Raw genomic sequence first — 26,044 nt, 5'->3', positions numbered from 1 at the left:
GGCTCAACCTGAAGGAGTAGTATGTCTACCTACAAACCCAAGCATGCCCGCGTTGACGAGGATGGTCCGCGGGAAGGGAATACTGTCGCCACCGGACCGGAGGCGCACTCGGCCGAGGGGCAGCCTGAGCTGGAGGCCAGTGACTCGCAGAAGGATGCGGTCACCGCGGGATGAACCAGGTAATGGAGCCTTCGTCGGCGCCGGACCAGCCTGGTCCACCCTTCCTGCAGGCGCGGGGGCTTCGAGTCAACTACGGACTGACCCGCGCTTTGGACGGGGTCGAGGTGACCATCGCGCGTGGCGACAGTATCGCGATTATTGGTTCGAGTGGCTCCGGCAAGTCGACGCTTCTGCACTGCCTGTCGGGGTTGGTAACTCCGGACGAGGGGCAGGTGTGCCTCAACGGTCGGGACCTGAGTACCCTGCCCGACGCGGAGCGCAGCGCGCTACGTCGCCAACGTTTCGGCTTCGTCTTCCAGTTCGGGCACCTGGTGCCGGAGCTAACCGCCCTGGAAAATGTGTCGCTGAACCTGCGCCTCAACGGCACCGGCCGGAAACCGGCCGAGGAGACCGCGCGGCGATGGTTACAGGACCTCGACGTCGTGGACCTGGCCGGGCGCCGGCCCGGTGAGATGTCCGGCGGTCAGCAGCAGCGGGTGGCGGTGGCCAGAGCCCTGGCCACCGACCCGGATGTCATCTTCGCCGACGAGCCAACGGGAGCGCTCGACAGCGCCAACGGGGAACTGGTGATGGAGCTGCTGACCCGGCAGGTGCGAGACCGTCACTGCGCCCTCGTGCTGGTGACCCACGACGACAAGATCGCCGCGTACGCGGAACGTGAGTTGGTGCTGCGGGACGGCCGGATGGCCGTCCCGGCGACAGGGGTGCCGCGTTGAACCTGACCCGAGTCGTCGGACTCGCCGGGCAACTGGCGCTCGGTAGCCCGCGATTGCGATTGCGATTCATCTTCACGGCTGCCGGCATGGCGGTGGCCGCGCTGTTCCTGCTCGCCGGCGCGGCCGTGTTGCCACTGAGCGAGGCTCAGCGGGACCGCGCGGCGGACCGATCCCCCACCCTGGAGAAGGGCGAGCACCGGTCGGCGGGCACGCTGCTCAATCGTGGGGTGGAGCGATGTCTACCTGGATTAGCCGATACTGGTGGAAGAGGTGGCCGCGATCCGGCCGGATGCGCCGCCACCACCAGGGCTGGAACGCCTGCCGGGTCCGGGTGAGATCGTCGTCTCCCCGGAGGTGGAGGCCGCACTGAGACGGACGTCACGCTGCGCGAGCGATACCCGCAATCGATCATCGGCACTGTCGGGGACGCCGGCCTGACCGGGCCGCGCGAGTGGGTCCTGTGGATGGGCGCGGATCCCGCGGCTTTTCCCACTGACTACGTCCCCTCCTCCGGTTGGGGTGCCAAGCCCCAGGATGTTCCTCGCCTTCCGGGCGGGCTGCGCCTGGCGGTGCCGGTTGGCCTCGCGGCCCTGCTGCTTCCACTACTCGCACTGGTCGTCAACGCGGTCCGCTGGGGTTCACAAGAACGAGATCGCCGGCTCGCCGCACTTCGGCTAGCCGGGATGTCGGCCGCGCAGGTGCGGATCCTCACCGCGGCCGAGGTCGGGCTGGCGTCGGCCGTGGGCGCGGTGGGAGGCGGCCTCGGCTTCGTGGCGCTCACCGCCGCACTGGCGCATCCGGGCGAGGCGGCGTGGGGAGATGTGGCTGCGGTCGGCGTCCGCGCGGCCTTGGTTGATGTACTTGTGCAGGAGGTTGAGGCAGCCCTCGTAGCCGAGGGCCTTGATCTCGTCGAAGAGGTGCACGATGGCGACGCCGGGGTCCTCGGCCCGACGTTTGCGCAGGTGCTCACGGTAGGGGTCGACGAGGCTGGCACGGTATTTGGGGACGCGGAGCATCCGCTCGGGCCGGTCGGCTCGCGCGTAGCGTTTGACGGTGTTCAGGGATAGCTGCAGGCGGCGGGCGCATTCCAGCAGGCCCACGCCCTGGTCGAGCAGGTCATGGACCTGGTGCCAGTGTTGCTGGGTCGTCTGCGCGCGGGGGCCGTCGTAGATGGGTGCGTCCAGCACACCTGCCCAGCAGGCGCTGTGCGCCTTCACCTCGCTCAGAGCGGCTTCACAGAGGTTGTGCCGCAGGTGCCACCTGTCCGCGACCTGCACCGCGTCGGGCAGGGCGCGGCGGATGGCCTCGGCGTAGGTCGCCGAGCCATCTCGGCACACGACCTCGACGCCGGGATGCGCGCGCAACCACGCTTGCAGCGTGTCGGCGGTGCGGTCGGGTAGCACCTCGATCCGCTCATGGGTCTCGGCGTCGATCACCACGGTGGCGTAGCGGTGCCGCCGGCGTAGAGCGAAATCGTCAACGCCGATCACCCGAGGCGTCCGCCCGGTGGGCAAGGGAATGCGCAGCAGGGCGCGCAGGGCCGTGTGACGGGACAAGCCCATGGCCAAGATCGCCAGCAGACGCGACCCTGCCCGGCCCGCCAACTCCTTGACCACGGCTTTGACCTGCCTGTCCAAACGAGCCGTGCGGCGCTGGTATCGCTCCAGCACCCCGGAGACCTGTTCCCGGAAGGTACGGCGGCAGCCGCGCGTGGGGCACACCAGACGCCGCACCCGCCCGAACCACCACCCGCCGCCCGTCGACCGCAACGTCCGCGACCGTCCGCCAGTGATAGCCGTGCACCCGTCCCGACGAGGCCCCGCATATCGGGCAGACCGCAGCGTCCCGGGGCGTGCGGGCCAGCACCACGATCCGCTCACCCTCGTCGGCCACGTCCTCGATGACCAGCGGGGACAGCCCCGAGAACACCGTCTGTACAAGCCCATTGACATCATCCACACAGGAACAACGACACCAGCCACCCTCCGTCACCACCGAAAGTGAGACAGGGCCGAAATCTACGCAGTCCCAGACAGACCAACGAGCTGTTCCGAAGTCCTTCAGTGACAGGAATATCGGGCCCCTATGAGATTGCCGGAGCGATGGCAGGTGGCCGGACAGGGGCCCAGTCACCGCTGGCGTGCGGTCAGTCAGCGTCGGCCTCGACGCGCATCTGACCCACCAACCCGGTCGAGTGCTTGGCTCGCCGGAACAGCGGGTGGACTACCACCTCACGAAGGAACTCCTTCGTCGTGGACATGCCCTTGCCGGTGATCCCAAACTCTGACAGGGCCCGATCCATCCGGGCGAGTGCTCGTTCTCGGTCCTCGGCCCAGACGATTAGCTTGGCCAACAGAGGATCGTAGTCGGGAACTACCGTCCATCCCGGCCGGCAGTGCGTGTCCACCCGCACGAACGGGCCACCAGGCAAGTCGAGTTCGTCGATTCGGCCGGGAGTGGGCCGGAAGTCACGGGTAGGATCCTCCGCGTTAACCCGGCACTCAATTGCCGCGCCGCGGCGAGTAACGTCCGCCTGATTCAGCTCCAGCGGGCGTCCGGCGGCCACCCGAATCTGTTCCCGAATCAAGTCAATGCCGGTCACCATTTCGGTGACTGGGTGCTCCACCTGGATTCGACAGTTGATCTCCATGAAGTGCGCCGAGCCATCCTCGTCAACGAGGAACTCGAAGGTGCCCACTCCGGAGTAGCCGACCGCGAGTGCGCCCCGTACCGCCGCCGCGCCCATCTCGTCGGCGAGCCCGGGAGGGAGATTGGGCGCCGGGGCCTCCTCAATGAGTTTCTGGTGTCGCCGCTGCACCGAGCAGTCTCGTTCCCCGAGGTGGATTGCGTTGCCGTGGTTGTCGCAGAGCACCTGGATCTCGACGTGTCGCGCTGACTCCAGGTAGCGCTCCAGGTAGACGCGGCTGTCGTTGAACACTGCCTGGGCCGAGGACCGGCATTCGGCAAAGGCCCGCGGCAGGTCGCGCCGGTGCCACACCACAGTCATTCCGCGACCGCCGCCGCCGGCCGCAGCCTTGATGATTAGAGGATAGTCGATTTCCTGCGCGATCGCCTCTGCTTCGGCCAGCATGGTGACCGCGGTGCGGCTGCCTGGTAGCACCGGCAGACCGGCGTCAGCCATCACTGCCCGAGCTGCGGCCTTGTCCGACAGCCGAAGCATCACCTCTGGGCGGGGGCCGATGAACGTGATGCCGTTTTGTGCGGCGACCTCGGCGAGGTCGGCGTCCTCGGAAAGAAAGCCGTAGCCTGGGTGAATCGCATCTGCGTCAGCGCGCAACGCCGCCTCAACTACCGCGGCGATGTTGAGATAACTGCGTTTTGCCGGTGTGGGTCCTATATGCAGGGCCTCGTCGGCAAACCGCGTCACCGCCGAGTCACGGTCAGCGGTGGCGTAGACCGCGACGGTACGGATCCCCATTTCCCGGCAGGTGCGGGCCACCCGTAGGCCGATTTCCCCACGGTTGGCAATCAACACGGTGTTGAACATCGGTTCACCCGTCCAGGGCCGGCGTGACCACAATCAGCTGCTGGTCGTACTCGACCGGCGTGCCATCGCTGACGAGGACCTCCACCACTCGTCCGGGTTGGTCGGCCTCGATTGGGTTCATCAGCTTCATTGCCTCCAAGATCCCGACCTGGGTGCCGGCCTCCACCATGTCCCCCTCCCGGACGAATGGCGGTTCGCCGGGGGCAGGCGAGCGGTAGAAGGTACCGATCATGGGTGCTCGGAGGTACGTCACCTCCGCCCCTTCGTCGGCAACGGTTTCAGCGGTGATTACCGCCGGCGGTGGGAGATCGCCAGACTGCGTCCCGCGGGCCACCCACTCCATCTCGACGGTAGCGCTCCCGGCCTGCAACCGCAGCCGGCTGACCGCGCCTGGTGTCGCTTGCACCAACTGAATGGCGCTGCTGCAAATTTTGTCGAGTACGGCATTGATATCCTCCATCGGTCTCCCCCTCTGCCTCAGGCCGGTGTGCCGAACCGGCGATACCGTTGCCGCCGTTGCCGTACGAGTTCTTCGGGCCGCAGCCGTTCGAGTTGGCCCAACTCCTCGCCGATTGTGAGTCGCAGTGCCTCAGCAGCCTGGAGGTGATCGGCGTGCGCGCCGCCTTTCGGCTCGATTATCACGCCATCGGCGACCCTCAGGTCGAGCAGTTCCCGGGCGGTGAGCCGGAGGGCCGCCGCGGCCTTGGCTGCCTCATTGGGGCGCTGCCACAGGATGGCCGCGCACCCCTCGGGGCTGATCACCGAGTAGATCGCGTGCTCGAGTAGGTAGACACGGTCGGCCACGCCAAGAGCGAGCGCGCCTCCGCTGCCGCCTTCTCCGGTCACCACTGCGATTACCGGCACTGCCAGGCGGGCCATCAGCCGTAGGTTTTCTGCGATAGCGACCGATTGGCCCTGTTCCTCCGCCTCTGGCCCCGGATCTGCTCCCGGGGTATCGATCAGGGTGACCACGGGGAGGCCCAACTTCTCGGCAAGTCGCATCAGCCGTGCTGCCTTGCGGTAGCCGGCCGGGCTGGGCATGCCGAAGTTTCGGCTGACTAGTTCCCGGGTGTTGTGTCCCTTCTGGTTGCCGATCACCATCACCGGCCGCCCGTCCAGCCGACACAGCCCGCCGACGACCGCAGGACAGTCCTGGCCGGTGCGGTCACCGCGCAGTTCAACGAAGCTGTCGCTGAGGTACCTGAGGTAGTCCAGGGTGGTTGGTCGCTCCGGGTGCCGGGCCCATTGCACGGTCTGCCAGGGGTCGCTGGGGGCGAGCGCCCCGGGATCGCGCACGACGGGCGGCAGCTTGTTATCCGCACTGGTCGCGGCCAGCCAGCCCACGCCGCCGGGGAGGCCCCGGCCGTGGCCCGCCGTGTCGATCAACCGACCGAGGGTGGCGGCCAGCTGGTCCCGCGGCACCACGGCGTCGATGAGGCCCCGTTCGAGCAGGAACTCCGCGGATTGGAACCCGGCCGGCAGCGAGCGGCGGATCGTTTGTTCGATGACCCGGGGCCCGGCGAAACCCAACCGCGCACCTGGCTCCGCCAGGATCACATCAGCGAGGCTGGCGAACGACGCGGCGACGCCGCCGTAGGTAGGGTCGGTGACCACGCAGACCGTCAGTACCCCCGCGTCGTCGAGTTGTGCCAGCGCCTGGCTGGTCTTGGCCATCTGCATCAGGGCCAACGCGCCTTCCTGCATCCGCGCGCCCCCCGATGCGGTGACTAGTATCAATGGGACCCGGTCGTGCAGGGCCGCCTCGGCGGCCCTGGTGACCCGCTCCCCGACGCCGGCACCGAGACTGCCGCCGAGGAAGCGGAAGTCCATCACCCCCAGCACCACCGGACGGCCGTCGATCCTGCCCCGCAGGCACATCACCGCCTCGTCTAATCTAGTCCGCGCCCGGGCCTCGGTCAGCCGTTCGGGATAGGGGCGGACATCGGTGAAGCCGAGGGGGTCGACCAGCCCGGTTCCGGCATCGATCGACTCCCGGCCGTCGCAGTCCAGCAGCTGGTCCACCCTGTCCGGCGCGGTGACTCGGGCGTGCGCCCCGCAGTCGGGGCACACGTACAGGTCACGCATCCACCGCTTGCGGTAGAGCAGGTTCCGGCAATGGGCGCAGGCCGTCCATCCCGGGTCCGCGTTGATGGACCGGAGTGCAGCTTCAGTCATCGGTCGCCCTTCCATCGCTGCGCCCGTGTCCCGGGCGGGTCCGTCCCTGTCCGGCGGTCGGTGATGCGGGAGATCGCTGACCAGTGAACAGGGGCGTCAAACTGACGCATGGCAGCACGGGGCTGCAGGCAATGGTCACCGCTAGCCACTCCTCGACGCCCGGAAGCCACGGACGTATCCGTTGACGAAGCCGGGACCAACGCGGTAGGGCTTCTGGCCGGGGCCGGGCGTTGTCGCTCGGTCGAGGGAAAGCACCTAGGGGACTCACCTGATTGATAGTGGTCAACTCGCCTCAAGGACCGCTAGAGGCCCTCTGGACAGCCTGGAAATGGGCTAGTGGACGCACCAGGCCAGGGCGATCGATGCCTGTGGAAGTTGGGGGCGTCAGCCGGAGCGTTCTACGACCGGACCTGGATGATGCACGTCGGCGGTCGGCGGGCGGTGCGCGCCTGTCTCCGGTGCACCTCGAGGCCGCAGTGGCCGATTTTTTAGTAGCAGCGCGGCCAGGAGGCCGAGGAGCAGTACCGGAATCGTCCAGCGGAAGGCCGTTGTCAGCGCCGTCGCGTAGGAGTGGGCCACCGCCTGCTGCACCGCAGTAGGCAGTGTAGCGACCGATTCCTGAGTTAGTGAACCTTTCCCCAATCGAGCGGCCTCTTCGGTGGGTAGTCGCCGGGAAAGCTCCTCAGCCAGCCGACCGTTGGTGATCGCGCCGAAAGCTGCAGCTCCGGCGGCCACCCCCATGTTGCGCAGGAAGCCAACGGTCGAGGTGGCCACACCGAGGTTCGCCGGCGGCGCGGCCGTTTGCGCGATCAGCGTCACGACCTGTTGGGACAGGCCGATACCGAAGCCGACCAGGGCGAGGTAGCCAGCGGCCAGCAGTTGAGGCGTGTCGCTGTTCATCGTGGAGAGCAACGCCATGCCGACAAGTGCGGTGGCCATGCTGGCCACGGGAAACCACCGGTAGCGCCCGGTCTTGCCGATAACCTGCCCGGCTATCAGCGAAGCGATCGCCACGCAGACCATGGCGGGCAGGAACAGTAGGCCAGTCGCTGTCGGGCTCGCCCCGGCGACGAGTTGGAAGAATAACGGGATGAAGTTGATGCCGCCGAAGAACGCGATACTTCCGGCGAAGGCCACCACAACCGACACCGTGTAGTTGCGGTTCCGGAACAGCCGCAGCGGGATGAGGGGCTCCGCAACCCTTACCTCGACCAAGAACCAGGCGATCAGCAGCAGCGTCGCGAGTGCCCCGAGCCCGACGATCATCGACGAGTTCCAGGCGTACCGGGTTCCACCCCAGGTGCTGACCAGGACGGTGGTGACCGCGAAGCCGCTGAGGAGCACGATGCCGGCATAGTCGATGCGTGGCCGCCCGGTGGGGCGGGTGGCTTGCAAGAAGAACCCGAGCAGCGCTATGGCAACGAGACCGATCGGGACGTTGACGAAGAACACCCAACGCCAGCCGAGCTGATCAGTGATTACTCCGCCGATCGACGGACCCGCCAGGTTGGCCAGGGTGAATACCGCGGCGAACCACGCTTGGTACCGGGCTCGCAGGCGGGGTGCCAGCAGGTCACCAAGGATCGCCATGCCCACCACGACTAGGCCGCCGCCCCCCAGGCCCTGCAGCGTCCGGAAGGCGATCAGCTGCCCCATGGACTGGGCTGCGCCGCAGGCGATCGAGCCGCCCAGGAACAGCGCGAGACCTACCAGGTAGACGGGCTTCCGACCGAAGAGGTCCCCAAGTTTGCCGTACACGGGCATGGTGATGCTGAAAGCCAGCATGTAAGCAGTGAAAACCCAGGCGTAGTCGGACAATCCGCCCAGCTCATCCACTACTGTCGGGCCGGCCGTCGCGATTATCGCCTGGTCCAGCATAGAAATCAAGGTGCAAAGCAGCAGTGCGGCGAGCACGAGACGCACATCACGGCTAAGTGGTGGCGACATGTCGTCCGCCGTCCGGGCTTGGCTGCTCACGAGGTCTCCCAACGTAGTGGGTCGGGTTTCGATGTGTATGCGGCTAGCACATGTAATTGGATGACACTATCCCCCCCCACCGCATGAGATGGTCCACTACATTGATCGGTGCCCCTTAAGGGGCGGACGCCAGATCACGGAGGTGCACCCCCCATGACGCGGTTTCGAATGCTCGGAACACTTGAGGTGACCAATGGCGGCACCAGGATCACGCCTTCGGCGCCCAAGCTGCGCCGGGTGCTCGCTCTTCTCGCCGCGCGGGCCGACAGCCTCGTGCAGACCCGTCAGCTCGCCGACGAGCTGTGGGAGGATTGCCCTCCGTCGAGTTGGCAGACCACCCTGCAGACCTACATCTACCAGTTGCGCAAGCTGCTCGATCGGAGTGCGGGACGGGACGGGTCGACATCGGGTGTACTGCTGCGCACCCGGCCCAGTGGCTACCTGCTCGAACTGCCCCCGGAGGCCTTAGACGTCCGTCACTTCGAGGAATTGGCGCGGCATGGCCGGGAGGCGCTCGCCCGGGGGCACGTCGAGGCCGCCGCAGAGACCCTGCACGAGGCGCTAGCGCTGTGGCGTGGGCCCGTTCTCTCCGATGTCCAGGTTGGGCCGGTCCTGCGTGGAGATGTCGTGCGGCTCGAGGAACTTCGAAACAGCGTTCTCGAGGCGCGACTCGACGCCGACCTCCAACTCGGCCGGCACACCGAACTCATCAGCGAGCTGAGCGCCCACGTTGCCCGCAGCCCCACCCACGAAAACCTGCATGCCAGGCTGATGATCGCGCTCTATCGAGTAGGCCGCCGTTCCGAGGCGCTCGGGGTGTTCCGCCGGGTACGGCAGGCACTAATCGAAGAGTTCGGCCTTGAGCCAGGGCCGGAGCTGCAACGTCTGCATCGAGCGGTGCTCGCCGCCGATCCCGGCCTGGCGCACCCCAACGGCGTTCTCGGTGGTGAGGCGGTGCGGGCCATCGATCCTCCAGCCCAGCTGCCTCCCGACGTCCCCATCGTCGGCCGTGAGCGGGAACTTGTGTACCTGGTAAAGTTCTTGACCGACCGAAAGCGACAAAGCCCAGCCACGCTCTCGGTGACCGGCCCGCCTGGCGTCGGCAGCTCCGCATTCTGTGTGCACGCCGCCCATAGCGTCCAAGGTGAGTTTCCCGACGGCCAGTTCTATGCCAGCTTCAGTGATCCGAACACCAAACCCGGTGAGGTTCTCGCCGGGTTCCTGCAAGCGACCGGCGTGCCGGCCAGTCGCATCCCGGAGGGGATGGCTGCCCGGGCCGCGATGTTCCGTGGCTGGACCGCGCGACGCCGGGCGCTGGTGGTACTCGACCACATGTCGCACGCCGAACAGCTCGGGCCACTGCTGCCGAGCGGCGCGGGTTGCGCCACCCTAATTGCCGGACTCCGCCGACTGGATGTCCCTGCGGCGGGCGCGATGGTTGAACTCGCCCCGCTATCCGAGGAGGCCGGCCTGCAACTGCTCGCCACTGTCGCCGGACAAAGCCGCGTCGATCGGGACTTGGAGTCCGCCCGGCAACTGGTGCGGATCTGTGGTGGCTTGCCGCTGGCCCTGCGCTCGGCGGCAGCCCGGCTAGTGCTGCGCCCGCATTGGCAGATTCGCCATCTGACTGACCGACTCGACTCCGGCGGAGGATGGGCGGCTGCCGGGACAGAGTCCGAACTCGATGTTGTCGCTAGCGTGTCAGCGCGTTACAGGCTACTACCCCAGGCAGAGGCCGCGATTTGCCGCCGGCTCGTGTTGCAGGCGCAAGAGCCGTTGACTGTGGACTCAGCTGCTGAGATGCTCAACGCTGACCCGGTCACCGCCGAATCCGCATTGGAAAGGCTAGTTGAGGTGCAGCTAGCCAGTGTGGATTCGGAGAGGGAAGAGGGTAGGATATTCGTATATCGGATCGACCCGGCCGTCCGGATGATGACGCAGCGTGTCTTTCTCGAGATCGATCGTCCGCTGGCGTCGGTCAGCGAGCTACCCCGGCCTGGAGCGCGACGTACGGTCGCCGCCTCTCAAGAGGGCGTCACACGTACCTGATTGATCTTTTAACCTGGAGTCGGCCTGTATTGATCCTGATTGATCATGCTCGTAGTCCGTGGTTGATCATGGCTATTGCCGAGGTAAGAAGACAGGACTAAGGGCTACGGGTTGATCAGTGCATGGCACGGGTCCATGCACACTGAGCCTTTCCGCGCAAGCGAAGCCGCGACCGCTCCGCCAGCGTAGGCCGCGCAGCAGCCGGCTGTAGGCGCGGTTGTCGGGCGCGAGCCGGCTGCCCCAGGCGGCTGTTGGTCGGAGTCTTGATGCCGTGGCCTGCGCTTTCGTAGCCGGAATCGGCCAGGGTTGGAAAATCAAGCTCGGTTGCGGACCAGTTCGGCGCGGCGGTGATGCCCAACTCGCGGGCGCTACGGGTGTCGTGCAGGTGCCCGAGTAGCGCCTCGGATGTTCAGTTTTGTAGACTATCGGGGTGTATGGCCGTTCGCGCCGAAGGCGGTGCTTCCCGGAACGGCAGGCGTCGATCACCTCGCCCTTCACCGAGAAGCTGGTCTCGGCGAGTCAGTCACAGTAGAAGAGTTCCTGTCCGCGATGAGATGGGACCAGCCGTCGTCGGCCACCCCCGCAGAGTGGTGTGCAGATCCGGCGCCTGGGCCGCGAGCACAGCGATGCCATCGTCGCGGTAGCGGTAGGTGGTCGCCCGTGACACGTCGAACCCCGCGCCGAGCCGGGCCACGTCCTCGGCCTTGCGGAACCAGACCAGCACCATTTACGCCTGGTAGAAGTAGGTCAACGCCCGCGTGCCGGTGCGGGCGCCCGGGCCCTGGGGACGTCGACCATGGCACGATAGGTAATCACGTGGAGCCCCCTCGAAGACGCGGATCTGTCGCAAGGACGTGCCTATCGACGGCTCCACGTCTATGTCCACGCCCGCCCGACTCGCCGTCTGCACCCGTCTCGCACTAATTTACCCTTATGCGTTGCTTAGATCACTTCATTGGGCGCACGGTGAAATCTGTCCCACGCAAGCGGCAAGATCAAATACTGTGACCGGCTGAACCTGCCGGCTTGTCAAGCAGCGGCGACGGTATGTACGTTGAGCAGATGTTCAGATCGAATAGGTGGTGCGCGGCGCTATTTGATCAGGTCGGGCCCGGAACTCAATGTTCCGCAGCCCGGAACAACACGTCGCAGCCGGCCCGATCGGAACGGCCACCCACCCTGTCGGTCGGCTGGCTAGACGGCTCGTCGAATCTACCTGACCCGCACAGTGCGGAGATCGACGCGCTGCGACGAATGCGACGGCGGTGGCATGTCCCGTCAACGCTCGTACTTAGCGGCCGGATGGACTGCTGGGCGGACGCGGATGATGTCACGCGGGTGCTTGCCGCCGGGTTGGAAGGTTTTGCTGAGCCGCTGACCGTTCGCGGCAGCCTGATCCGCCCTGACGGCAGCATGCGGCAAGTCGGGCCGGTGTGGCACAACCTCCCATCGGATACTTGCGACCAGACGGTACTGGAGCTGGGGGCGCTCGCGGCCCGGGATGTCGGTACTCCGAACGCCCGTGAATCCTGCGATCCTGCTGATCAGATCCTAGCCGTGGTGCTGCAACACTTCATCGCGGCGGAGGTGTCCGTGCGAGGGACCGTCGAACCGGAACAAGGCGAGATCAGACTACTCAGCTGCCACGGGCTCGACGAGGATCTTGGCCAAGGCGTCTGGCGAGATGCCACCGTGCTTGACCAGCACACGGGCGCGGTGCGGCGTCAGCACGTAACAACTAAGCCGATCGCCACAATCCCCGCGGACGGTGGCACTCGGACGGCGGCTGTACTGCCTCGGGTGCGCAACGCCCCCACTCTTACACCCGCACTGTTGATGTGGGTGACTGACCTAGCCAACGCGCTGGTGGAAGAGATCAGCGGAGCAGTCTCTTTCGAGCTGGCCGTGCTCGGCGGTACGATACATCTGTTGTCCTGCCGTCCCGTTACTGGGACGCACCGTCCGCCGGTCGGCGGGGTTACCACGGACAGCAGCGGTGCTGGGGCTCGCGCCTCGGCGCCGACCGCCTTATGAACCTCACACAGGCGGATGATCGAACCAGTCGCCCAGTTTGGTGCCGAACAATGGGTTACCCCGGATCTTCAGTTTCCCGGTCATAAACGCCTTGGCGCCGGGAAGCTTTCCTATGCCCATCAGCAGCATGTCGGGCAGCTTGACGCCGATGGCGATGTCCGGGTCCTCCGCCCGTCCACGCTGCCATTGGCACGTGTGGTTCTCGACGTGGACCACGTATTCGTAGGTGGCGTCTGGCGCCAGCACCTCGAATTGAAAGACGCCCTTTTTGCCCTTGGCCTTGGCCGGGTTAAATTCGGAGGCCAGCAGGGCGAAGATCAGATCCAGTGCGGCTGGGACACCACCTGACTGCGCGTTGAGCGCCTCCGCGAGCTGATCGTGTGGGACCGTCTCGACAAGGTTGAACAGCTGCTTGAGTCGGTCGTCCTGGTCAATCATGTGCTCTCCTTCGGTCGGTCGGTCGGTCCGTCCATCCGGGCGGGCAGTTCGCTAAAGAGCTAGGTCAACGCGATATCTGGTCAGCCACGAGTTCAGCTGGAGGACCATCTCGAAGTTCATTCGGAACAACCAGTCCTGGACGCCCCCGTTGGTTTCCTCGGTCATTGCCCGTGCCGCGGCATGGTCGATGAGGGGTGCGACCGGGCTGTTCGGGTCGGTTAGGGTGTCGGCCACTGCCTCGTGCAGTGCACGGGTGTAGGCCGGATCCTGATTGACCGGGAAGGGGCTCTTCGGGCGTTGCAGCACGGCGTCCGGCAGCAGGTCCGCCACAGCGGCTCGGAGCAGACTTTTCTCCCGCCCGTCAAAGGTCTTCTGCGACCAGGGGACGTTGAACATGTACTCGACAAAGCGGTGGTCACAGAATGGGACACGAACCTCCAGCCCCGAGGCCATGCTGAGGCGATCGTTACGGTCTAGCAGCATGGGTAGCCAGTGGGTCAGTTGTAGGTGGCAGATCTCGCGCATCCGACGCTCCTCGGGCGTCTCCCCGTCGAGCACCGGCACCTCGGAAAGCGCCCGCTGGTACGCTTGGGCGTAGTACCCATCCATGTCGAGCTTGGTGGCCAGACCCCGGTCAAGCAGTCCACGTCCCAGCCCGTCGCGGGTGCCGGGATGCCACTGCTCGAACGACACCCAGGGGAACATCGGCTGTTCTGCGAGATCGGTCAGGTGGATCCAGCTGTAGCCGCCGAATAACTCATCAGCACTCTCCCCGGTTAGCGCGACCTTCGCGTGCTCCCGTACAGCCCGGAAGGTCAGATAGGTCGAGGTGTCCATATCACCGAACGGGGTGGGTACGTCCTGTGCGAGCAGGCACGCGAGCCGGGAGTCGGCGTTCATCAGGTCGGCGGAACTGAGAGTCAGTTCAAGGTGGTCCGCGCCGACGTGCTCGGCGACCATGCGGGCGTATGGCGCGTCCGGGGCGCTGCGCACGAGGTCTGGCTGGAAGTGTTCGCTGTAGCCCTGGTAGTTGGCGGTGATCGAATGCACTCGAGGACCACCGTGTGCCTGCCGTGCTCTCGCGGCCAGCACGGTGAGAGCGCTTGAGTCAAGGCCGCCGGAGAGTAGCATCGCTACCGGGACATCCGAAACCAATTCCCGCGCGACGATGCCGCCGAGCATCTGTTGAATGGTGTTGACCGTCGTCTCGATGTCGTCCCGGTGTGCTGTCGCGGTCAACGACCAGTAGCGGCGTTGCTCCACTCGGTCCGGGTGGACCTCCATCCAGTGGCCGGGCCGCAGCTCGCGGATGTGTCGGAACACTCCGGAGCCGGGGGTGCGGGCCTCAGAGAAAACTTCCCGAAGACCGTCGGCGTCAACCAGCCGTGGCACCGCCGGGTGGGCCAGGATCGCCTTGGGTTCGGAGCCGAAAAGAAACGCATCGCCGCACCGCGCATAGTAGAGCGGTTTTACGCCCAGCCGGTCGCGGGCCAGGAAGAGCCGGTGCCGGGCCGGCTCCCAGACCGCGAACGCGAACATTCCTTCTAGTCGTTCAGGTGCCCGGGTATCCCATTCGAGCCAGGAGTGGAGCACGACCTCGGTGTCGCTGCGCGTGCGGAAGCGATGTCCTCGTCCTTGCAGTTCCCGTCGTAGTTCCTGGAAGTTGTAGATCTCTCCGCAGTAGGTCAGCACCGCGTGAGTGCGGCCCTGCCCGTCGGCAGTCATCGGCTGCTGCCCGCCGCGGAGGTCGATCACACTCATCCGGGTGTGCCCGATGGCTGCCTGCCTGTCGAGCCACAGCCCGTGGCCGTCCGGCCCTCGGCAGGTGAGGGTGGCGACCATCGCCTGGGCCACGTCGGGGTCGTGGGAGATCTCGCCACCGAAGTCTGCCCAACCGGCGATTCCGCACATCCGCTCTCCAAGTCTTGGGGCACCACGTCGCGGTACGTCAACAGCGTGATATCCCGCCCTAGAGCTCGACTCGAGGGCCGCTGGAACTTGGTTCAGCACTGCCCGGCGACTGACCCGTCGCAGGCCGGTCGCCGGGCGGTTTGAGGAGTCAGCGGGTAGGGGACGTGCTGCGCAGCACGGGGATGAGGACCGCCGCTACTGCCGTGTGCATCAACGCCAGCGTGATCCGGGAACCGGTCGAAAGCCCGGCGCCGAGCAGTGGGCCTCCGTAGGAGATGAGTAGGACAAGAAGGGCGATTATGGTCCAAATACTACAGGCTCGGTCGGTGAAGCGTTCGAAAGCTGCCAGCAACGCCCAGCCGGCGAGGGAGGAGAGCAGGGACATGATGATCACTGCTGCCAGCGGGACTGGTTCCAGCTCGGTGGAGCCGGGACCGCTGGTTGCTTGGAGGTCGACTCCGGCGATCGGTACCGCGAGGGTCCAGATGGCCAGGTTGACGATCGCGGCGCCGACCGCCGCGTAAAGCCGTCGCCAGCGACGCACGCCCGGGTGCACGTTGGCCGGGGTTGCCGTTTCGGTCTGCATGGATGTTCCTCCGCGTCAGTCGGTGCTTCGTGCCAACTTTTGTCTCAGGCACTTGTCGGACTCAAGCATAGACATGTTGGTTGGATCTGCTGAAGCACTACAGTGGGGGAATGCCCGCCACCGAGACGGTCACCGACATGGACCCGGTACTGGTCGCCGTCGAACACGCGATGACCAGGATCCGCCGTCGGCAAGCTCGCCGTACCCTCGGCCGCTCCGCGGTCAAGGATCAGCCGCACGTTGACCTGCAGCAGATTGCGGTGGTCGACGCCGTTGAGGTCGGTCCGCTCCCGGGCCAGGAGGGCGTGACGGTCGGGCTCGTGGCGGAGCGGCTCGACATCGATCCGTCGCGGGCCAGCCGGGTCGTCGCGGCGACCATCGATAGCGGATATCTGCGCCGGGTGGCGTCACAGCGCGATGGCCGCCGGATCTGTCTGGAGTTGACCGAGCTGGGAGTAGAGGCCGTCCAGAACGCCCACCGCTCCCGCCGGGCGTTCTACAAGCGGCTGTTCGCCGGCTGGAGTGAGCAGGACCAACGGGAGTTCGCCCGACTGCTGACGAAGTTCACCGCTTCCCTAACCGAGGGGGACGTCTCGCACTGAACGCGCTGGTCGCGCTGAGCCGGCTAGCCACCCGCCCCAACCGGGCTTGAGTGACTTTCGAGAACCTTCCTCCAGGCTTGCTCGGGTCCGGCGCGCATGGATTTCGGTGCGGTGTCCGGACCCCCGTGAGCCTGGACAGGAGGGTCTGAGTCCGTGAACCCATCCAAGGACACCGTGATTGCACCGCCGGTGGCTATCATGTTCGCGTACTGGTCGGTCATCGTCGGCACAGTTGCCGCTCTGCTCAGCAACGTTCTCGAACTCACCGGCAAATATGGTTCCAGTGGCAACGACCTGGGCGCCACCACTGATCTCGTGTTGACCATCGCCTTCATTGCAATGTTCGGCTTTTTCGTGGAGATGATGCGCAAAGGCCGACAGTGGGGCCGGGTGATGCTTACCATATTCGGCCTGCTGGGGTTGATGTTTACCGTGCTCGGGCTCTTTGGAATCGCCGGAAGGCCGATCGATGGCACCGCACAGGTCATCCTGGGGGTCATCGGCGCACTCGCCTCAGTCGCCGGGGTGGCTTTCATGTACCTGCCCGCGGCGAACGCCTGGTTCCGCACCGTGCGTGAGCCCTCCCGGGTGGTGTCTCAACCGTTGCGCAAGGTGATGCTCACCGCGCACGTTGCGATTTCTGTCGGTTGGTTAGGGCTGATCATGGGAATGCTGGCCATGGCGATCACTGCGGTGCTCACCGATGACCCCCGGACGCAATATTCCGTCTACGACATGATGAATCTGCTGGATCAGATCTTCCTCGGCATGACCAGCCTCTTCGCGCTGCTCACAGGGGTTGTTGGTGCCGCTGGAACGAAGTGGCATCTGATGCGCCGGCACTGGGTAGCCACCAAATTCGTCACCACCGTATTGGTGATGATTTTCGGATTTGGTGTCATTCATCAGCTAATTCTGACCGCCTACAATCAGGTGTTGGCCGGCGCGCCGGTGGAAGAGGTCCGGCAAACCGGCATCCCGCTGGCGATCTGCTCCGGACTTGCGGTATGCATATTGATCTTCATGACCGCTGTGTCGACCTACAAGCCGTGGGGCATGACCCGCTATGGCCAGCGCAGGCAGCGGTCGGAGCCCAGGAAAGCCTCCCGGCCCCGTCGCGAGACCCCTAGTCCCGTCGAGCACGTGGACGCCCCGCCTGTCAGCGTCGCCAACGGCTTGCGGCGCTAACTCCCAACCGAGCCACGGCGTACCGTCGGGCCATCACGAGAGTGCGGGTGGTGGCCCGACGGTACGCCGCTACACCCACGAGGACCTGCATCCCAAGGAGAGCGGGCTGATGACACATCCCATTCAGACCACTAACCAGCCGCGTGGCAGCCGGATTCTCGGTATCGGCACGTACCGCCCCGATCGGGTCGTTGACAACTCCTATATCGCCGCTAACACCGGCTTGGACGCGGAATGGATCGCCTCCCGGTCGGGGATCCGGACCCGCCGGTACGCCGAGCACGGTGAGAGCCTCCCCCTAATGGCGACCGCTGCGGCGGAGAAGGCCCTGGCCTCGGCCGGCATGACTGCCGGCCAGATCGGCTGTGTCATTGTCGCTACCATTACCTATTTGGAGCAGATGCCAGCGCTCGCGGTTGAGGTGGCGCACCGACTCGGTGCCCGGACGGCCACGGGCTTTGACATCTCCGCGGCCTGCGCGGGTTTCTGTCACGCCTTGTCCCTCGCCAGCGACATGGTCCGCCTCGGTCAGGTTGACTACGTACTGGTAGTCGGTGCCGAGCGGATGACTGACATCCTCGACCACTCCGACCGGGACACCGCGTTTCTGTTCGCCGACGGTGCGGGCGCGGTCGTGGTCGGGCCGTCAGCGACCGCTGGCATCGGTCCCGTCGTTTGGCGAGCCGATGGGTCGCGTAACAGTGCGTTGAAGATGACCTCGAGCTGGACCCGAGACCTGCGGAGTGGCCCAGAAGACTCCTGGCCAGCCATCACCATGACCGGCTGGAAGGTTTACCGTTGGGCGACGAACGAATTGGTGCCTGCTATCCAACAGATTTTGGACCGGTCTGGGCTCACCATCGAGCAACTGGATGCCTTCATCCCGCACCAGGCGAACCTGCTCATCACCGAGGCCCTGGTGACTGAACTAGGGCTGCCTGAGTCCGCCGCGGTAGCGCGGGACATCATCGCCAGTGGGAACACATCGGCCGCCTCTATTCCCCTGGCCATGGAGCAGCTGCTCAGCTCAGGCCAGACGAGCAGCGGCGACACGGCGCTGCTGATTGGCTTCGGTGCTGGGCTGCTCTTCGCTGGACAAGTTGTTCACCTGCCCTGACGATAACCGGCACGGCGGCGACGGGGCCTGGTCGAGCACCAGGACCAGGCCCTGCCCACGTGGGTCGACTCGACGCGGTGGCGTTACTCATCCACGCCCCCCCCCATGCGAGCTCTGCCGCGTCTCACCATGCGAGTTTGGGTAGCGCACCGTTGATGGGTGGAAGGCGGCTGGACCGGAAAGGCTGATTTGGTCGCCCGTTATCCGGGAGCGGTAGAGGACCGTGGTGAGCGGTGGTGCCCTGGCCTCTGCCAGGGCACCACCGCTCACCACGGGTCAGTAGGAGCCGACGACCTCGTATAGGCCGAATGGGCGGCCCCGTGAGTGATCCTGGTACGGCCGCAGCGGTGCGGTGGTGTCGCGATGCCCAGTGCCGGATTCCCACGAGTGAAATGCGCCAATGCTCTCCCACTCGCTGAGGACGATGAAGTTCGTAGGGTCTGTACTGTCCCGTAGCAACTCATTGTGGAGCAGCCCGGGGGTTCCGGCCAGGGCATCACTGATCGTGTGGTAAGCCGCGGTTAACGCCTCCCCGGTGCCTACGGCTCGGCAAAAAAGCAGAACCCGGGCCCGGTGTGGGTCAGTCATCGGGCTGCGCCTTCGGCGACCGTGGAGCGCGAGTCCTCGGTAGCCGCGGCGTGGGCGCAACCAGAGAGCACAGACATGGTGACCATCGAGCCGCTGACCCGGAAGGGGTGCAGCTTCTGTCGGTGCGACAGGTGGGCCTTGCTCCGTTCGAACTCGCGAAAAGATGCCTCATCGATCCAATCGCTCATCACGTAGTACGTCGAGGAGTCGTTCTTGGCCCGGGACAGCCAGTGCCCCCGGTTCGAAGGGTGACCGGCGATGACGTCCCGTCCGGCCAGCCACTCGTGTTCGAACTCTACTTCCCGACCGGATACCACCTGAACAGTCAGTAAGACCCGGAAGTGCCCCATGGCTCACACGCCTCCGTCAACATGAATGGTTTCACCCGTGACGTAAGTGGACAGCTCACTGGCGAGGAAAAGCACCGCGCCGGCAATCTCGACCGGACGGCCGAACCGGGCGAGAGCGATCATGTGCTGGTAGCGCTGTCGGTACTGCTCCCGCTCAGCGTCGGAGAGCTTTCCCTCCTCGTCGGTATCGATCACACCGGGCGCCACCAGGTTGACCCGGATACCTCGCTTGCCCAACTCCTTGGCCAGCGAACGGGTCAGGCCGATCATGCCGGCTTTCGAAGCGGTGTAGTGGCTGCGCAGTGGGATGCCGGCCACTGCTGCCCGGGATCCAATATTGATTACCGACGCTCTCTCGGACAGCAGGCCGAGAGCCTTCTGGATGAGCAGGAAGGAACCGGTGAGGTTGGTGTCCAGCACCCGCTGCCACTCCTCGAGCGGCAGCTCACCGAAGGGTACGTGGCTGATGACACCGGCATTGTTGACCAGTACGTCGATCGACCCGAGACGCGTCCGGGTTTCCTCGACCAACCGCTCGACATCCTCCCGGCTGCTGATGTCGGCCTGGATTAGGTGGTGATTGCCGTCTGTTTCCTTGAGTTCACGCTCCAGGGTCCGTACCGCCTCGCCCTCCTGCCGGTAGCAGGTGATGATGTTGGCACCGGCCCGGGCCAGGGCCAGCACGATGCCCCGGCCGATTCCACGGGAACCACCGGTGACGACGGCATTTTTCCCGACGAGTTGTAGCTGCACGTGTGTACTCCTATCTCTGGAATGATCCTTGGTCATCGTGACGCCGCCGTCAGTCGGCGTCGGTCACCGCCTGGCACTCCAAAACGGCCCAGCGACCGGTCACTGGTTCGTTGAGCAGCCGGAAGCCGACCTCGGCGAGTAGCACACGCCATTCGTCAAGGTTTCGCTCGCGGCCGCCGAAGCGCAGGAGCATATCGAGGTCGAGTAGCTTTCCGCGGTCCCACTGGTTAGCGGGAGCGACGAGGAACTCGCAAATCAGCAATCGGGAGTCCGGTCGGCCCGCCATGGCTTGGTGGACCTGTCGGAGGATCCGTACCGCGTCGGGATCGTGCCAGTCGTGCAGCACCGCCTTGAGTACGTACGCGTCGTGCCCGGGTGGAAGTTCGCCGAAGAAATCCCCGCCGAGTACGGTGGCGCGGTCGGTTACGCCCGCGTCGTCGAACCAGCGGTGCGCGTTCGCGACCACGGCCGGCCGGTCAAAGAGGACACCGCGTAGCGTGGGGTTTTCCCGCAGCAGCTTGGTGAGGAAGAGGCCGGTGCCGCCGCCGATGTCGACGAGGGTGGTGAACCGGCTGAAGTCGTACTGGTTGATGAAGAGCTCCGAAGTGGCCCGACTCATCTGCGTCATCGCCCGGTCGAACAGGCGGCCCGCTGCGGGTTCGGCTGCGAGGTGCGCGAAGAACGACCTGCCGTACACCTTGTCGAACGCCGGACGACCGGTGCGGAGCGTGTACATCAGCTCTCCGTAGGACCGCCAGAGCATCTCGTCGCCATTGAACAGCACGAGGTCCCGTTGGCTGTTGAGCACCTCAGTCCGCAGTGCTTCGGCGACCGGCGTCAGCACGTACCGGCCGTCGGGCTCCTCAGCGAAAACGCCGAAGCTAGCAGCGACCCGCAACACCCGTCGCAGCGCGTCAGTGTCCGTGCTCGTCACTTTCGCCAGGTCCGCTACCGTACGTGGCCCGTCCGCCAACTCGTCGGCGACCTTCAACTCGGCCAGCACGTGAATGACCTGAGATATCCGCTTGCCGTCGGTGAGTAGCAGTAGACGCAGGTGGGGCGGCAGTGCCGCCATCGCGGGGCCGACGACCCCTGTCATTTCGGCTTCCATGACTTCCTCCCCAGAGGCGACGAAGTGGGTCGCGGGACCGAGCAGTTCCGGTGACGGGTCAGAGCAGGACAGCGACGGCCGAGGTGTTCAGCAGGAGCGCTGTCACCGCGAGTACCGTGCGAACCAGGTTCCAGTTGCGCCAGCGGACTCGCGGGTCCAGCCGTTGCCAGTCGTCGGGTAGCTGCTCCGGATCGAGGGTGGAGATCCAACGGTTTATTGGCACGTTCTTGGTCAGCGACACCATCATCGCGATAGCCAGCAGCGCCGCCGCGAGCGTGGTCAGCAGCCGGAAGGCGGGCGACGGGCCGATCAGGGTGAGAGCTAGGTCGAGGGCGAGCGTCACCGTCATGCTGATCGGCATGAAGGGGTCGAATCGGGTGACCAGGAACTGGTGCACCGGAATGTAGCGTTCGGTCGGCAGGGCCAGCAGCAACGGGGCACCGCCCAGGGAGGAAATCATCAGTCCTCCCGCCGCGAAGCCGCTGAACACCAGCGCTAGTGGCAGCAATACACGTACCACCCCGAACCTCCCTTCACCGCGTCCCCCGCCGGGGCACTTGCGATCTCGGCGCTTACTGTTGACCGCGCTACTCGACGGGGCCTCGAGGACGGCTGGAACTGCGGCCTCCATCCGCGTCCCAGCGGCGTTCGAGTCGATCATTGGACCATTTGTGGGTAGCGCCACAACGAGTTGATGGAGACCGAACGTGATCGAGCTGCTCAGCGTCGTCCTGCTGTTGGGAAGTGGCATCACCCTCGGCGTTTTCTTCGCCGTGGCGGTCAGCGTCGCGCCGGCGTTGCTCGCTATGGCGCCGTCCCGTTACGTCGAGGCACACCAACTGCTCGGTAAGGGTTACCACCCCACGATGCCGATCATCACCAACACGACGACCCTGGCCGCCCTGGTGTTGGCGGTCCTGGCCGGGCCGCTGGAAGCGAAGCTGTTCTTCGTCGTGGGAGCGGTGCTCATTATCGGAGTTCAAGCCGTTTCGCATCTCGGCAACGTGCCGATCAACCGGCAGATCTGGGGAGGGCCCGACGGCACGCTGCCTGCGGACTGGTCCGACCCGCGGCCCAAGTGGCGCGCCTGGCACCTGCTGCGCACAGCTCTGGCGGCTGTGGCTTTGCTGGTCAACATCGTCGCGGTGCTGCTGGCCACCTGAGCGGTATATGCCGGACCTGCCAAAGCTGATTGCCGGCCGTCGGCGGGCGCATTCACCCGGCGGCCACCCGGCTGTCGGTCAACTCCCGGGCCCGCCCTTCGGCGGTGCCCTGTAACCGGCACCTCAGGAGGGCACATGCCGTTCGCCGGAATAAGCTATCGAGTCAAACCCGGCCACGAGGACCGAATCGCGGAGATCTTCTCACCGGAGAACTTCCGGCGGGTCGACTCGCCTGTGCTCCGCGACCCCGATGGCGAGGAGATCGGTTTTCTGCTCTGTACCGGCCTCTTCATCGCAGAGGACACCATCGTGCGGGTAATCCAGCATGAGGGTGGCGCCGTCGCCGACATCAGGCGCCACATGTCGGTGCAGGAGGGAGTGCGCGAGGCGGAGAGGGAGCTGATGCCCTACCTCGCCGCACCCCGAGACACCGAGACCCCGGAGGGGTTCATGGCCCACTTCGACCGGAGCTTGATGAACGTGCTCGACCTAAACCAGGTCGACAACCGGCCCGCTGCCGGGCTCGTCGCGCTTCGCTACCGAATCCGGCCAGAGGCAGCCGACGAGCTACCCGGCGCCCTGGCCGCCATTCCCACATTCACCCGGCTGGCCCCGCCGGTCGCCGGCGAGGCCGGTGAAGGCTCAATCGTCTGCACCTTCCTGTTGGTCAAAGAGGATGTCGTTGTCCGGGTTGTTCAGTACGACAGCCGCGAGGAATCCAACGTCACCGCCTTCCTCCGCGCTCTGCCGCTCGCCGTCGTCACCGACGCCTGGCTTACCCCGTATTTGGCCGACGCACCGGCTACGTGGGATCTAGCGAGCCACCTCGCCCGACACCAGATGCGGTGTGTCACGCACCTGTCGGCTGCCGTGCTCAACTGACCGCCAGCCGTCTAACGGACCGCTGCCAGATGCTCCCGAACGACGTCCGACGCATTGCCGCGCCGGGCGTCGGGTCCCGTTCTGGAACGCCCTTTAGGAGCGTCTCTCGCGTCATCCAGGGGGGGTGCCGCGGCTCTGGCGCGTGGGCCATGTGGCCTGCTGGCCGCCCCGAGTTCGACAGTTGGTGGGCATGCGGGGCGGAGCGGCGGCGAATCTGTGCAGGTGAGAGGGCTGGCGTCCGGTTGAGACTGTCCAGAGGCGTGGGCAAACGGATTCGCGGTGGGTATTGTCCGGATCAGGCTTGTTGCCTGATGATGCGGGCATGTACTTGCGGAAGTACCAGCGGCGGAACAAGGACGGGTCGGTGGTGCGCTACCTCCAACTCGCCCACCTCCGGCGGGTCGGCGGCACCACGCAGGCCGAGGTGCTGGTCAACTTCGGCCGCGAGGACCGTCTGGACGTCGACGGGTGCGCCGCCTGGTCGCCTCCATCAACCGCTACCTCGGCGAGGAGGACGAAGTCGCCCCGCCGCTGGGCGCCGATGAGACCGGGCCGCTGACGGTGGAGTCCTCCCGGCCGCTCGGGCGAGCTGGCTGCTCGACGGGCTGTGGAGACTCCCACCGCGCCGACCAGGCCCTGGCCCGCCAGGGCCGCTACCAGGAAGTGCGTGACAACCTGCGCGTCAAGGAGGTCCGCCTCGACGGCGACGAGGGCAGGCGCTTCATCATCTGCCACAATCCCGCCGAGGCCGAACGTGATGCCGCCCGACGCGAAGACCAACTCGCCGCGATCCGCGAGGAGTTGACGCGCATCAAGACCGCCCGCCAAACCGACGCGACCAAGGCGAAGGCCAAGGCGGCCAAGACCGGTAAGCGCCCCGCCGCCCCTTCAGACGCCCCGCACCACAAGGCCGAGTGCGCTCTTCGCGACCATCCTGCCCTCGGCCGCTGGCTCAAGCAGCACCCCACCGCCGGGCGGCTGTCCATCGACGCCGCCAAGGTCGCCGCCGAGGCCCGCCTGGACGGCAAGTACCTCCTCGCGACCAGCGACCCCGACCTGTCCGCCGAGGACGTCGCGCTCGGCTACAAGAACCTACTCGAAGCCGAACGCGCCTTCCGCGCGATGAAATCCACCCTCGACCTGCGGCCGGTCTACCACCGCCTCAACGAGCGGATACGCGCTCACGTGCTGCTGTGCTGGCTCGCCCTGCTCCTGAGCCGGGTCGCTGAGCGCCGCACCGAGCAGACCTGGCCCAAGATCGCCGCCGAGCTCGGCCGGATCCACCAGGTCACGCTCTCCGGCCCGGCCGGCAGCCTCCAGCAGACCACCCGGCTCACCGACACCCAGGCCAAACTCTTCACCGACTGCGGTGTCCCGCTCCCGCCAAGATGAGCGGTATCAAAACCGCCGAATAGCCGCTGAACTGGGAAAACGTGCTTCGGAGCCGTGGGTAAACGGCCCCGAAGCCTCCTCATGCCCATCACGCAGATCAACCGGCAATCCGCCACCACCGCTTGCCCACCAACTGTCGAACCCGGGACCGCGTTGCGCTGGTTCCGCCCAGCCAGCCCGCCAGTGTGTGACCGGCGCCGAACCGCGTGAGTCCAGCACCGGCCCCACCGGGCTGTCAGGCAGTGCCGGCCAGTTCGGTCACCACCGTCAGTAGGGACATGCTGCCGCCCTGCCGCATAGGCCACAGCTTCTTCAGGTAACTCTGCTGCTCGGGGCTCTGCTCGAACGCACGAAACGCCGGCTCGTTGGTCCAGTCGGTGAGCACGACGTAGCCACCGGCCCCGTCGGTTCGTCGCAGCAGCGACTGCCCGTGGTTGTCCCCCAATCGGTTCACATACCGGGCGTGGCCGTACCACAGCCGTTCGAAATCCTCTTCCCATCCAGGCCGGATGTCGATCTGTAACAACACCCGCAGTGACATACCCTCTCCTCTCCGCCGGGTTCGCATCGGCCGCGGAACGCCAGCATCGTCAGCGCGCCCCGGCTGCTGCCGCCTGCTCGACGAGGCCCTTGATCCGGTTCATCTCCCGCCGCGTGTTGATGTTTAACCGTTCCGCCATCGCCTCGTCGCCGAACGGCAGCCCTGTACGGACCGAGAACTCTTGAACCCAGCGCATCCGGATGCCGCCGTCGACCTCGTGGTACTCCCAGAAGAGGCGCATGAAATCGAATGGACCAGTCTCGATTCGTCGTGCCCGCACGGTCCGGGTGAGCGGATCCGGTGTTCGTTCCGACACCCAGCTCCACGCCTGGCCACTTTCGTCCGGGTGCAGCGTGAGCCGGAAACGGACCGTGTCACCGTCGCGCCCCAGGATCTCGGCGGACTGGTACTCGCTGAACAGCTGCGGCCACGACGCCACATCGTTGGTCATCGACCAGACCAGCTCCATCGGTGCCGCGATGACGATCTCGTTGTCGGTGCGGGTCATCTCAGGCCGCCGGGGTGAGGCGGTCGTTGACGTAGCGGAGGACATCCCCGGGGCTGTTCAGTTCCTCGATCGCCTCGTCCGGGATTTCCAACTGGTACTCCCGCTGGATCTGGCTGGTCATCTCCAGTACCGCCAGGGAGTCGTACCCCAGGTCACGGAACTCCTGGCCGGCGATGTCGCCGCCTAGGTCGACACCCTCCTCCACTCCGCTGCACCGAAGCATGATCGCCTTCAGGCTATCCATGGTCAGTTCGCTCACGTTTCCTCCTCGTGTC

Annotated in this window: 26 protein-coding genes and 2 pseudogenes; 11 read left to right on the top strand and 17 right to left on the bottom strand. The window is 65.9% G+C overall.

The window, feature by feature from the left end; translation table 11 throughout:
- Positions 1-21 precede the first annotated feature (21 nt).
- The 3 genes from SALPAC4_RS27920 to SALPAC4_RS28365 are packed head-to-tail and all read left to right on the top strand — an operon-like array spanning position 22 to position 1,231.
- The gene (locus tag SALPAC4_RS27920; RefSeq protein WP_188116846.1) at positions 22-174 is read left to right on the top strand and encodes a hypothetical protein; all 153 of its coding nucleotides are present in this window, start codon (positions 22-24) and stop codon (positions 172-174) included.
- Positions 171-896 carry an ABC transporter ATP-binding protein gene (locus SALPAC4_RS0108575; protein WP_027644312.1) on the top strand — a complete coding sequence of 242 codons (726 nt, stop codon included), beginning with the start codon at positions 171-173 and terminating at the stop codon, positions 894-896. Before SALPAC4_RS27920 ends, SALPAC4_RS0108575 begins: the two co-directional genes overlap by 4 nt.
- Positions 893-1,231, top strand: a complete 339-nt coding sequence (locus tag SALPAC4_RS28365) for a hypothetical protein (protein WP_223874723.1) — start codon at positions 893-895, stop codon at positions 1,229-1,231. Before SALPAC4_RS0108575 ends, SALPAC4_RS28365 begins: the two co-directional genes overlap by 4 nt.
- 459 nt (positions 1,232-1,690) lie before the next feature.
- Here the strand turns inward: SALPAC4_RS28365 and SALPAC4_RS25230 are convergent.
- The 5 genes and pseudogenes from SALPAC4_RS25230 to SALPAC4_RS0108550 form a co-directional block, all read right to left on the bottom strand.
- Positions 1,691-2,855: pseudogene (locus tag SALPAC4_RS25230) on the bottom strand (ISL3 family transposase); the annotation flags it as partial.
- Between the two features lie 187 nt (positions 2,856-3,042).
- Positions 3,043-4,404, bottom strand: coding sequence for an acetyl-CoA carboxylase biotin carboxylase subunit (locus SALPAC4_RS0108565; RefSeq protein WP_019869969.1), 1,362 nt, complete (start codon positions 4,402-4,404; stop codon positions 3,043-3,045).
- 4 nt (positions 4,405-4,408) lie between these two features.
- A complete protein-coding gene (gene accB / locus SALPAC4_RS0108560) occupies positions 4,409-4,864 on the bottom strand; it encodes an acetyl-CoA carboxylase biotin carboxyl carrier protein (protein ID WP_019869968.1) in 456 nt (151 codons plus the stop codon).
- 17 nt (positions 4,865-4,881) lie between these two features.
- The gene (locus SALPAC4_RS0108555) at positions 4,882-6,579 is read right to left on the bottom strand and encodes an acetyl-CoA carboxylase carboxyl transferase subunit (RefSeq protein ID WP_019869967.1); all 1,698 of its coding nucleotides are present in this window, start codon (positions 6,577-6,579) and stop codon (positions 4,882-4,884) included.
- A 384-nt stretch (positions 6,580-6,963) separates the two neighbouring features.
- Entirely contained in the window at positions 6,964-8,556 is a 1,593-nt protein-coding gene (locus SALPAC4_RS0108550; protein ID WP_223874722.1) for an MDR family MFS transporter, read from the bottom strand.
- Between the two features lie 153 nt (positions 8,557-8,709).
- Between SALPAC4_RS0108550 and SALPAC4_RS0108545 the strand changes: the two genes are divergently transcribed.
- Positions 8,710-10,605 carry an AfsR/SARP family transcriptional regulator gene (locus tag SALPAC4_RS0108545; RefSeq protein WP_223874721.1) on the top strand — a complete coding sequence of 632 codons (1,896 nt, stop codon included), beginning with the start codon at positions 8,710-8,712 and terminating at the stop codon, positions 10,603-10,605.
- Between the two features lie 523 nt (positions 10,606-11,128).
- Here SALPAC4_RS0108545 and SALPAC4_RS0108540 read toward each other — a convergent pair.
- Positions 11,129-11,332 (bottom strand): hypothetical protein, encoded by a 204-nt coding sequence (locus tag SALPAC4_RS0108540; RefSeq protein ID WP_019869964.1) that lies wholly within the window; start codon positions 11,330-11,332, stop codon positions 11,129-11,131.
- Positions 11,333-11,907: 575 nt separating this feature from the next.
- On the opposite strand from SALPAC4_RS0108540, the gene SALPAC4_RS0108535 reads away from it, so the two are divergent.
- Positions 11,908-12,639: a hypothetical protein gene (locus SALPAC4_RS0108535; RefSeq protein ID WP_019869963.1), complete on the top strand. Its 732-nt coding sequence runs from the start codon at positions 11,908-11,910 to the stop codon at positions 12,637-12,639.
- Between the two features lie 3 nt (positions 12,640-12,642).
- Here SALPAC4_RS0108535 and SALPAC4_RS0108530 read toward each other — a convergent pair whose 3' ends face one another.
- The 3 genes from SALPAC4_RS0108530 to SALPAC4_RS26285 all read right to left on the bottom strand — a co-directional run bounded on the left by SALPAC4_RS0108530 (position 12,643) and on the right by SALPAC4_RS26285 (position 15,574).
- Complete coding sequence (locus SALPAC4_RS0108530; protein ID WP_019869962.1) at positions 12,643-13,077, bottom strand: SCP2 sterol-binding domain-containing protein; 435 nt, start codon at positions 13,075-13,077, stop codon at positions 12,643-12,645.
- A gap of 51 nt (positions 13,078-13,128) precedes the next feature.
- Positions 13,129-14,988, bottom strand: coding sequence for an asparagine synthase (glutamine-hydrolyzing) (gene asnB / locus SALPAC4_RS0108525; RefSeq protein ID WP_019869961.1), 1,860 nt, complete (start codon positions 14,986-14,988; stop codon positions 13,129-13,131).
- Positions 14,989-15,136: 148 nt separating this feature from the next.
- Complete coding sequence (locus tag SALPAC4_RS26285) at positions 15,137-15,574, bottom strand: DUF6069 family protein (protein WP_019869960.1); 438 nt, start codon at positions 15,572-15,574, stop codon at positions 15,137-15,139.
- A gap of 110 nt (positions 15,575-15,684) precedes the next feature.
- Between SALPAC4_RS26285 and SALPAC4_RS0108515 the strand changes: the two genes are divergently transcribed.
- The 3 genes from SALPAC4_RS0108515 to SALPAC4_RS0108505 all read left to right on the top strand — a co-directional run bounded on the left by SALPAC4_RS0108515 (position 15,685) and on the right by SALPAC4_RS0108505 (position 18,481).
- Positions 15,685-16,176 (top strand): MarR family winged helix-turn-helix transcriptional regulator, encoded by a 492-nt coding sequence (locus tag SALPAC4_RS0108515; RefSeq protein WP_019869959.1) that lies wholly within the window; start codon positions 15,685-15,687, stop codon positions 16,174-16,176.
- A 153-nt stretch (positions 16,177-16,329) separates the two neighbouring features.
- Positions 16,330-17,364, top strand: coding sequence for a hypothetical protein (locus SALPAC4_RS0108510; protein ID WP_019869958.1), 1,035 nt, complete (start codon positions 16,330-16,332; stop codon positions 17,362-17,364).
- Between the two features lie 109 nt (positions 17,365-17,473).
- Complete coding sequence (locus SALPAC4_RS0108505) at positions 17,474-18,481, top strand: beta-ketoacyl-ACP synthase 3 (RefSeq protein WP_019869957.1); 1,008 nt, start codon at positions 17,474-17,476, stop codon at positions 18,479-18,481.
- 276 nt (positions 18,482-18,757) lie between these two features.
- On the opposite strand, the gene SALPAC4_RS29115 is transcribed toward SALPAC4_RS0108505, so the two are convergent.
- From SALPAC4_RS29115 to SALPAC4_RS0108485, 5 genes are read right to left on the bottom strand one after another with little or no spacing between them, the layout of a single operon-like run.
- Positions 18,758-19,069, bottom strand: a complete 312-nt coding sequence (locus tag SALPAC4_RS29115; protein WP_033775430.1) for an antibiotic biosynthesis monooxygenase family protein — start codon at positions 19,067-19,069, stop codon at positions 18,758-18,760.
- Positions 19,066-19,419 carry an antibiotic biosynthesis monooxygenase family protein gene (locus tag SALPAC4_RS0108500; protein WP_019869956.1) on the bottom strand — a complete coding sequence of 118 codons (354 nt, stop codon included), beginning with the start codon at positions 19,417-19,419 and terminating at the stop codon, positions 19,066-19,068. Before SALPAC4_RS0108500 ends, SALPAC4_RS29115 begins: the two co-directional genes overlap by 4 nt.
- Before the next feature lie 3 nt (positions 19,420-19,422).
- Positions 19,423-20,172 (bottom strand): SDR family NAD(P)-dependent oxidoreductase, encoded by a 750-nt coding sequence (locus SALPAC4_RS0108495; protein WP_019869955.1) that lies wholly within the window; start codon positions 20,170-20,172, stop codon positions 19,423-19,425.
- Positions 20,173-20,221: 49 nt separating this feature from the next.
- Entirely contained in the window at positions 20,222-21,283 is a 1,062-nt protein-coding gene (locus tag SALPAC4_RS25220) for a methyltransferase (RefSeq protein ID WP_019869954.1), read from the bottom strand.
- A gap of 58 nt (positions 21,284-21,341) precedes the next feature.
- Positions 21,342-21,803: a DUF1772 domain-containing protein gene (locus SALPAC4_RS0108485; RefSeq protein ID WP_019869953.1), complete on the bottom strand. Its 462-nt coding sequence runs from the start codon at positions 21,801-21,803 to the stop codon at positions 21,342-21,344.
- A gap of 187 nt (positions 21,804-21,990) precedes the next feature.
- Here SALPAC4_RS0108485 and SALPAC4_RS0108480 point away from each other — a divergent pair, with 187 nt between their 5' ends.
- From SALPAC4_RS0108480 to SALPAC4_RS0108470, 3 genes and pseudogenes are all read left to right on the top strand, one after another.
- Positions 21,991-22,446 (top strand): DUF1772 domain-containing protein, encoded by a 456-nt coding sequence (locus SALPAC4_RS0108480; protein ID WP_019869952.1) that lies wholly within the window; start codon positions 21,991-21,993, stop codon positions 22,444-22,446.
- Between the two features lie 135 nt (positions 22,447-22,581).
- Complete coding sequence (locus SALPAC4_RS0108475; protein ID WP_019869951.1) at positions 22,582-23,328, top strand: SchA/CurD-like domain-containing protein; 747 nt, start codon at positions 22,582-22,584, stop codon at positions 23,326-23,328.
- Between the two features lie 627 nt (positions 23,329-23,955).
- A pseudogene (locus SALPAC4_RS0108470) lies at positions 23,956-24,720 on the top strand (IS1634 family transposase); the annotation flags it as partial.
- A 235-nt stretch (positions 24,721-24,955) separates the two neighbouring features.
- On the opposite strand, the gene SALPAC4_RS0108465 reads toward SALPAC4_RS0108470, so the two are convergent.
- The 3 genes from SALPAC4_RS0108465 to SALPAC4_RS0108455 are packed head-to-tail and all read right to left on the bottom strand — an operon-like array spanning position 24,956 to position 26,028.
- Positions 24,956-25,261 carry an antibiotic biosynthesis monooxygenase family protein gene (locus SALPAC4_RS0108465; RefSeq protein ID WP_019869949.1) on the bottom strand — a complete coding sequence of 102 codons (306 nt, stop codon included), beginning with the start codon at positions 25,259-25,261 and terminating at the stop codon, positions 24,956-24,958.
- A gap of 49 nt (positions 25,262-25,310) precedes the next feature.
- Entirely contained in the window at positions 25,311-25,769 is a 459-nt protein-coding gene (locus tag SALPAC4_RS0108460) for an SRPBCC family protein (RefSeq protein WP_019869948.1), read from the bottom strand.
- Position 25,770: 1 nt separating this feature from the next.
- Positions 25,771-26,028, bottom strand: coding sequence for an acyl carrier protein (locus SALPAC4_RS0108455; protein WP_019869947.1), 258 nt, complete (start codon positions 26,026-26,028; stop codon positions 25,771-25,773).
- Between the last annotated feature and the right edge of the window lie 16 nt (positions 26,029-26,044).

The organism is Salinispora oceanensis (genome assembly GCF_000383575.1).
In the GTDB taxonomy this organism is placed as follows: Bacteria; Actinomycetota; Actinomycetes; order Mycobacteriales; family Micromonosporaceae; genus Micromonospora; species Micromonospora oceanensis.
This window is presented reverse-complemented; position numbering and strand designations above follow the sequence as displayed.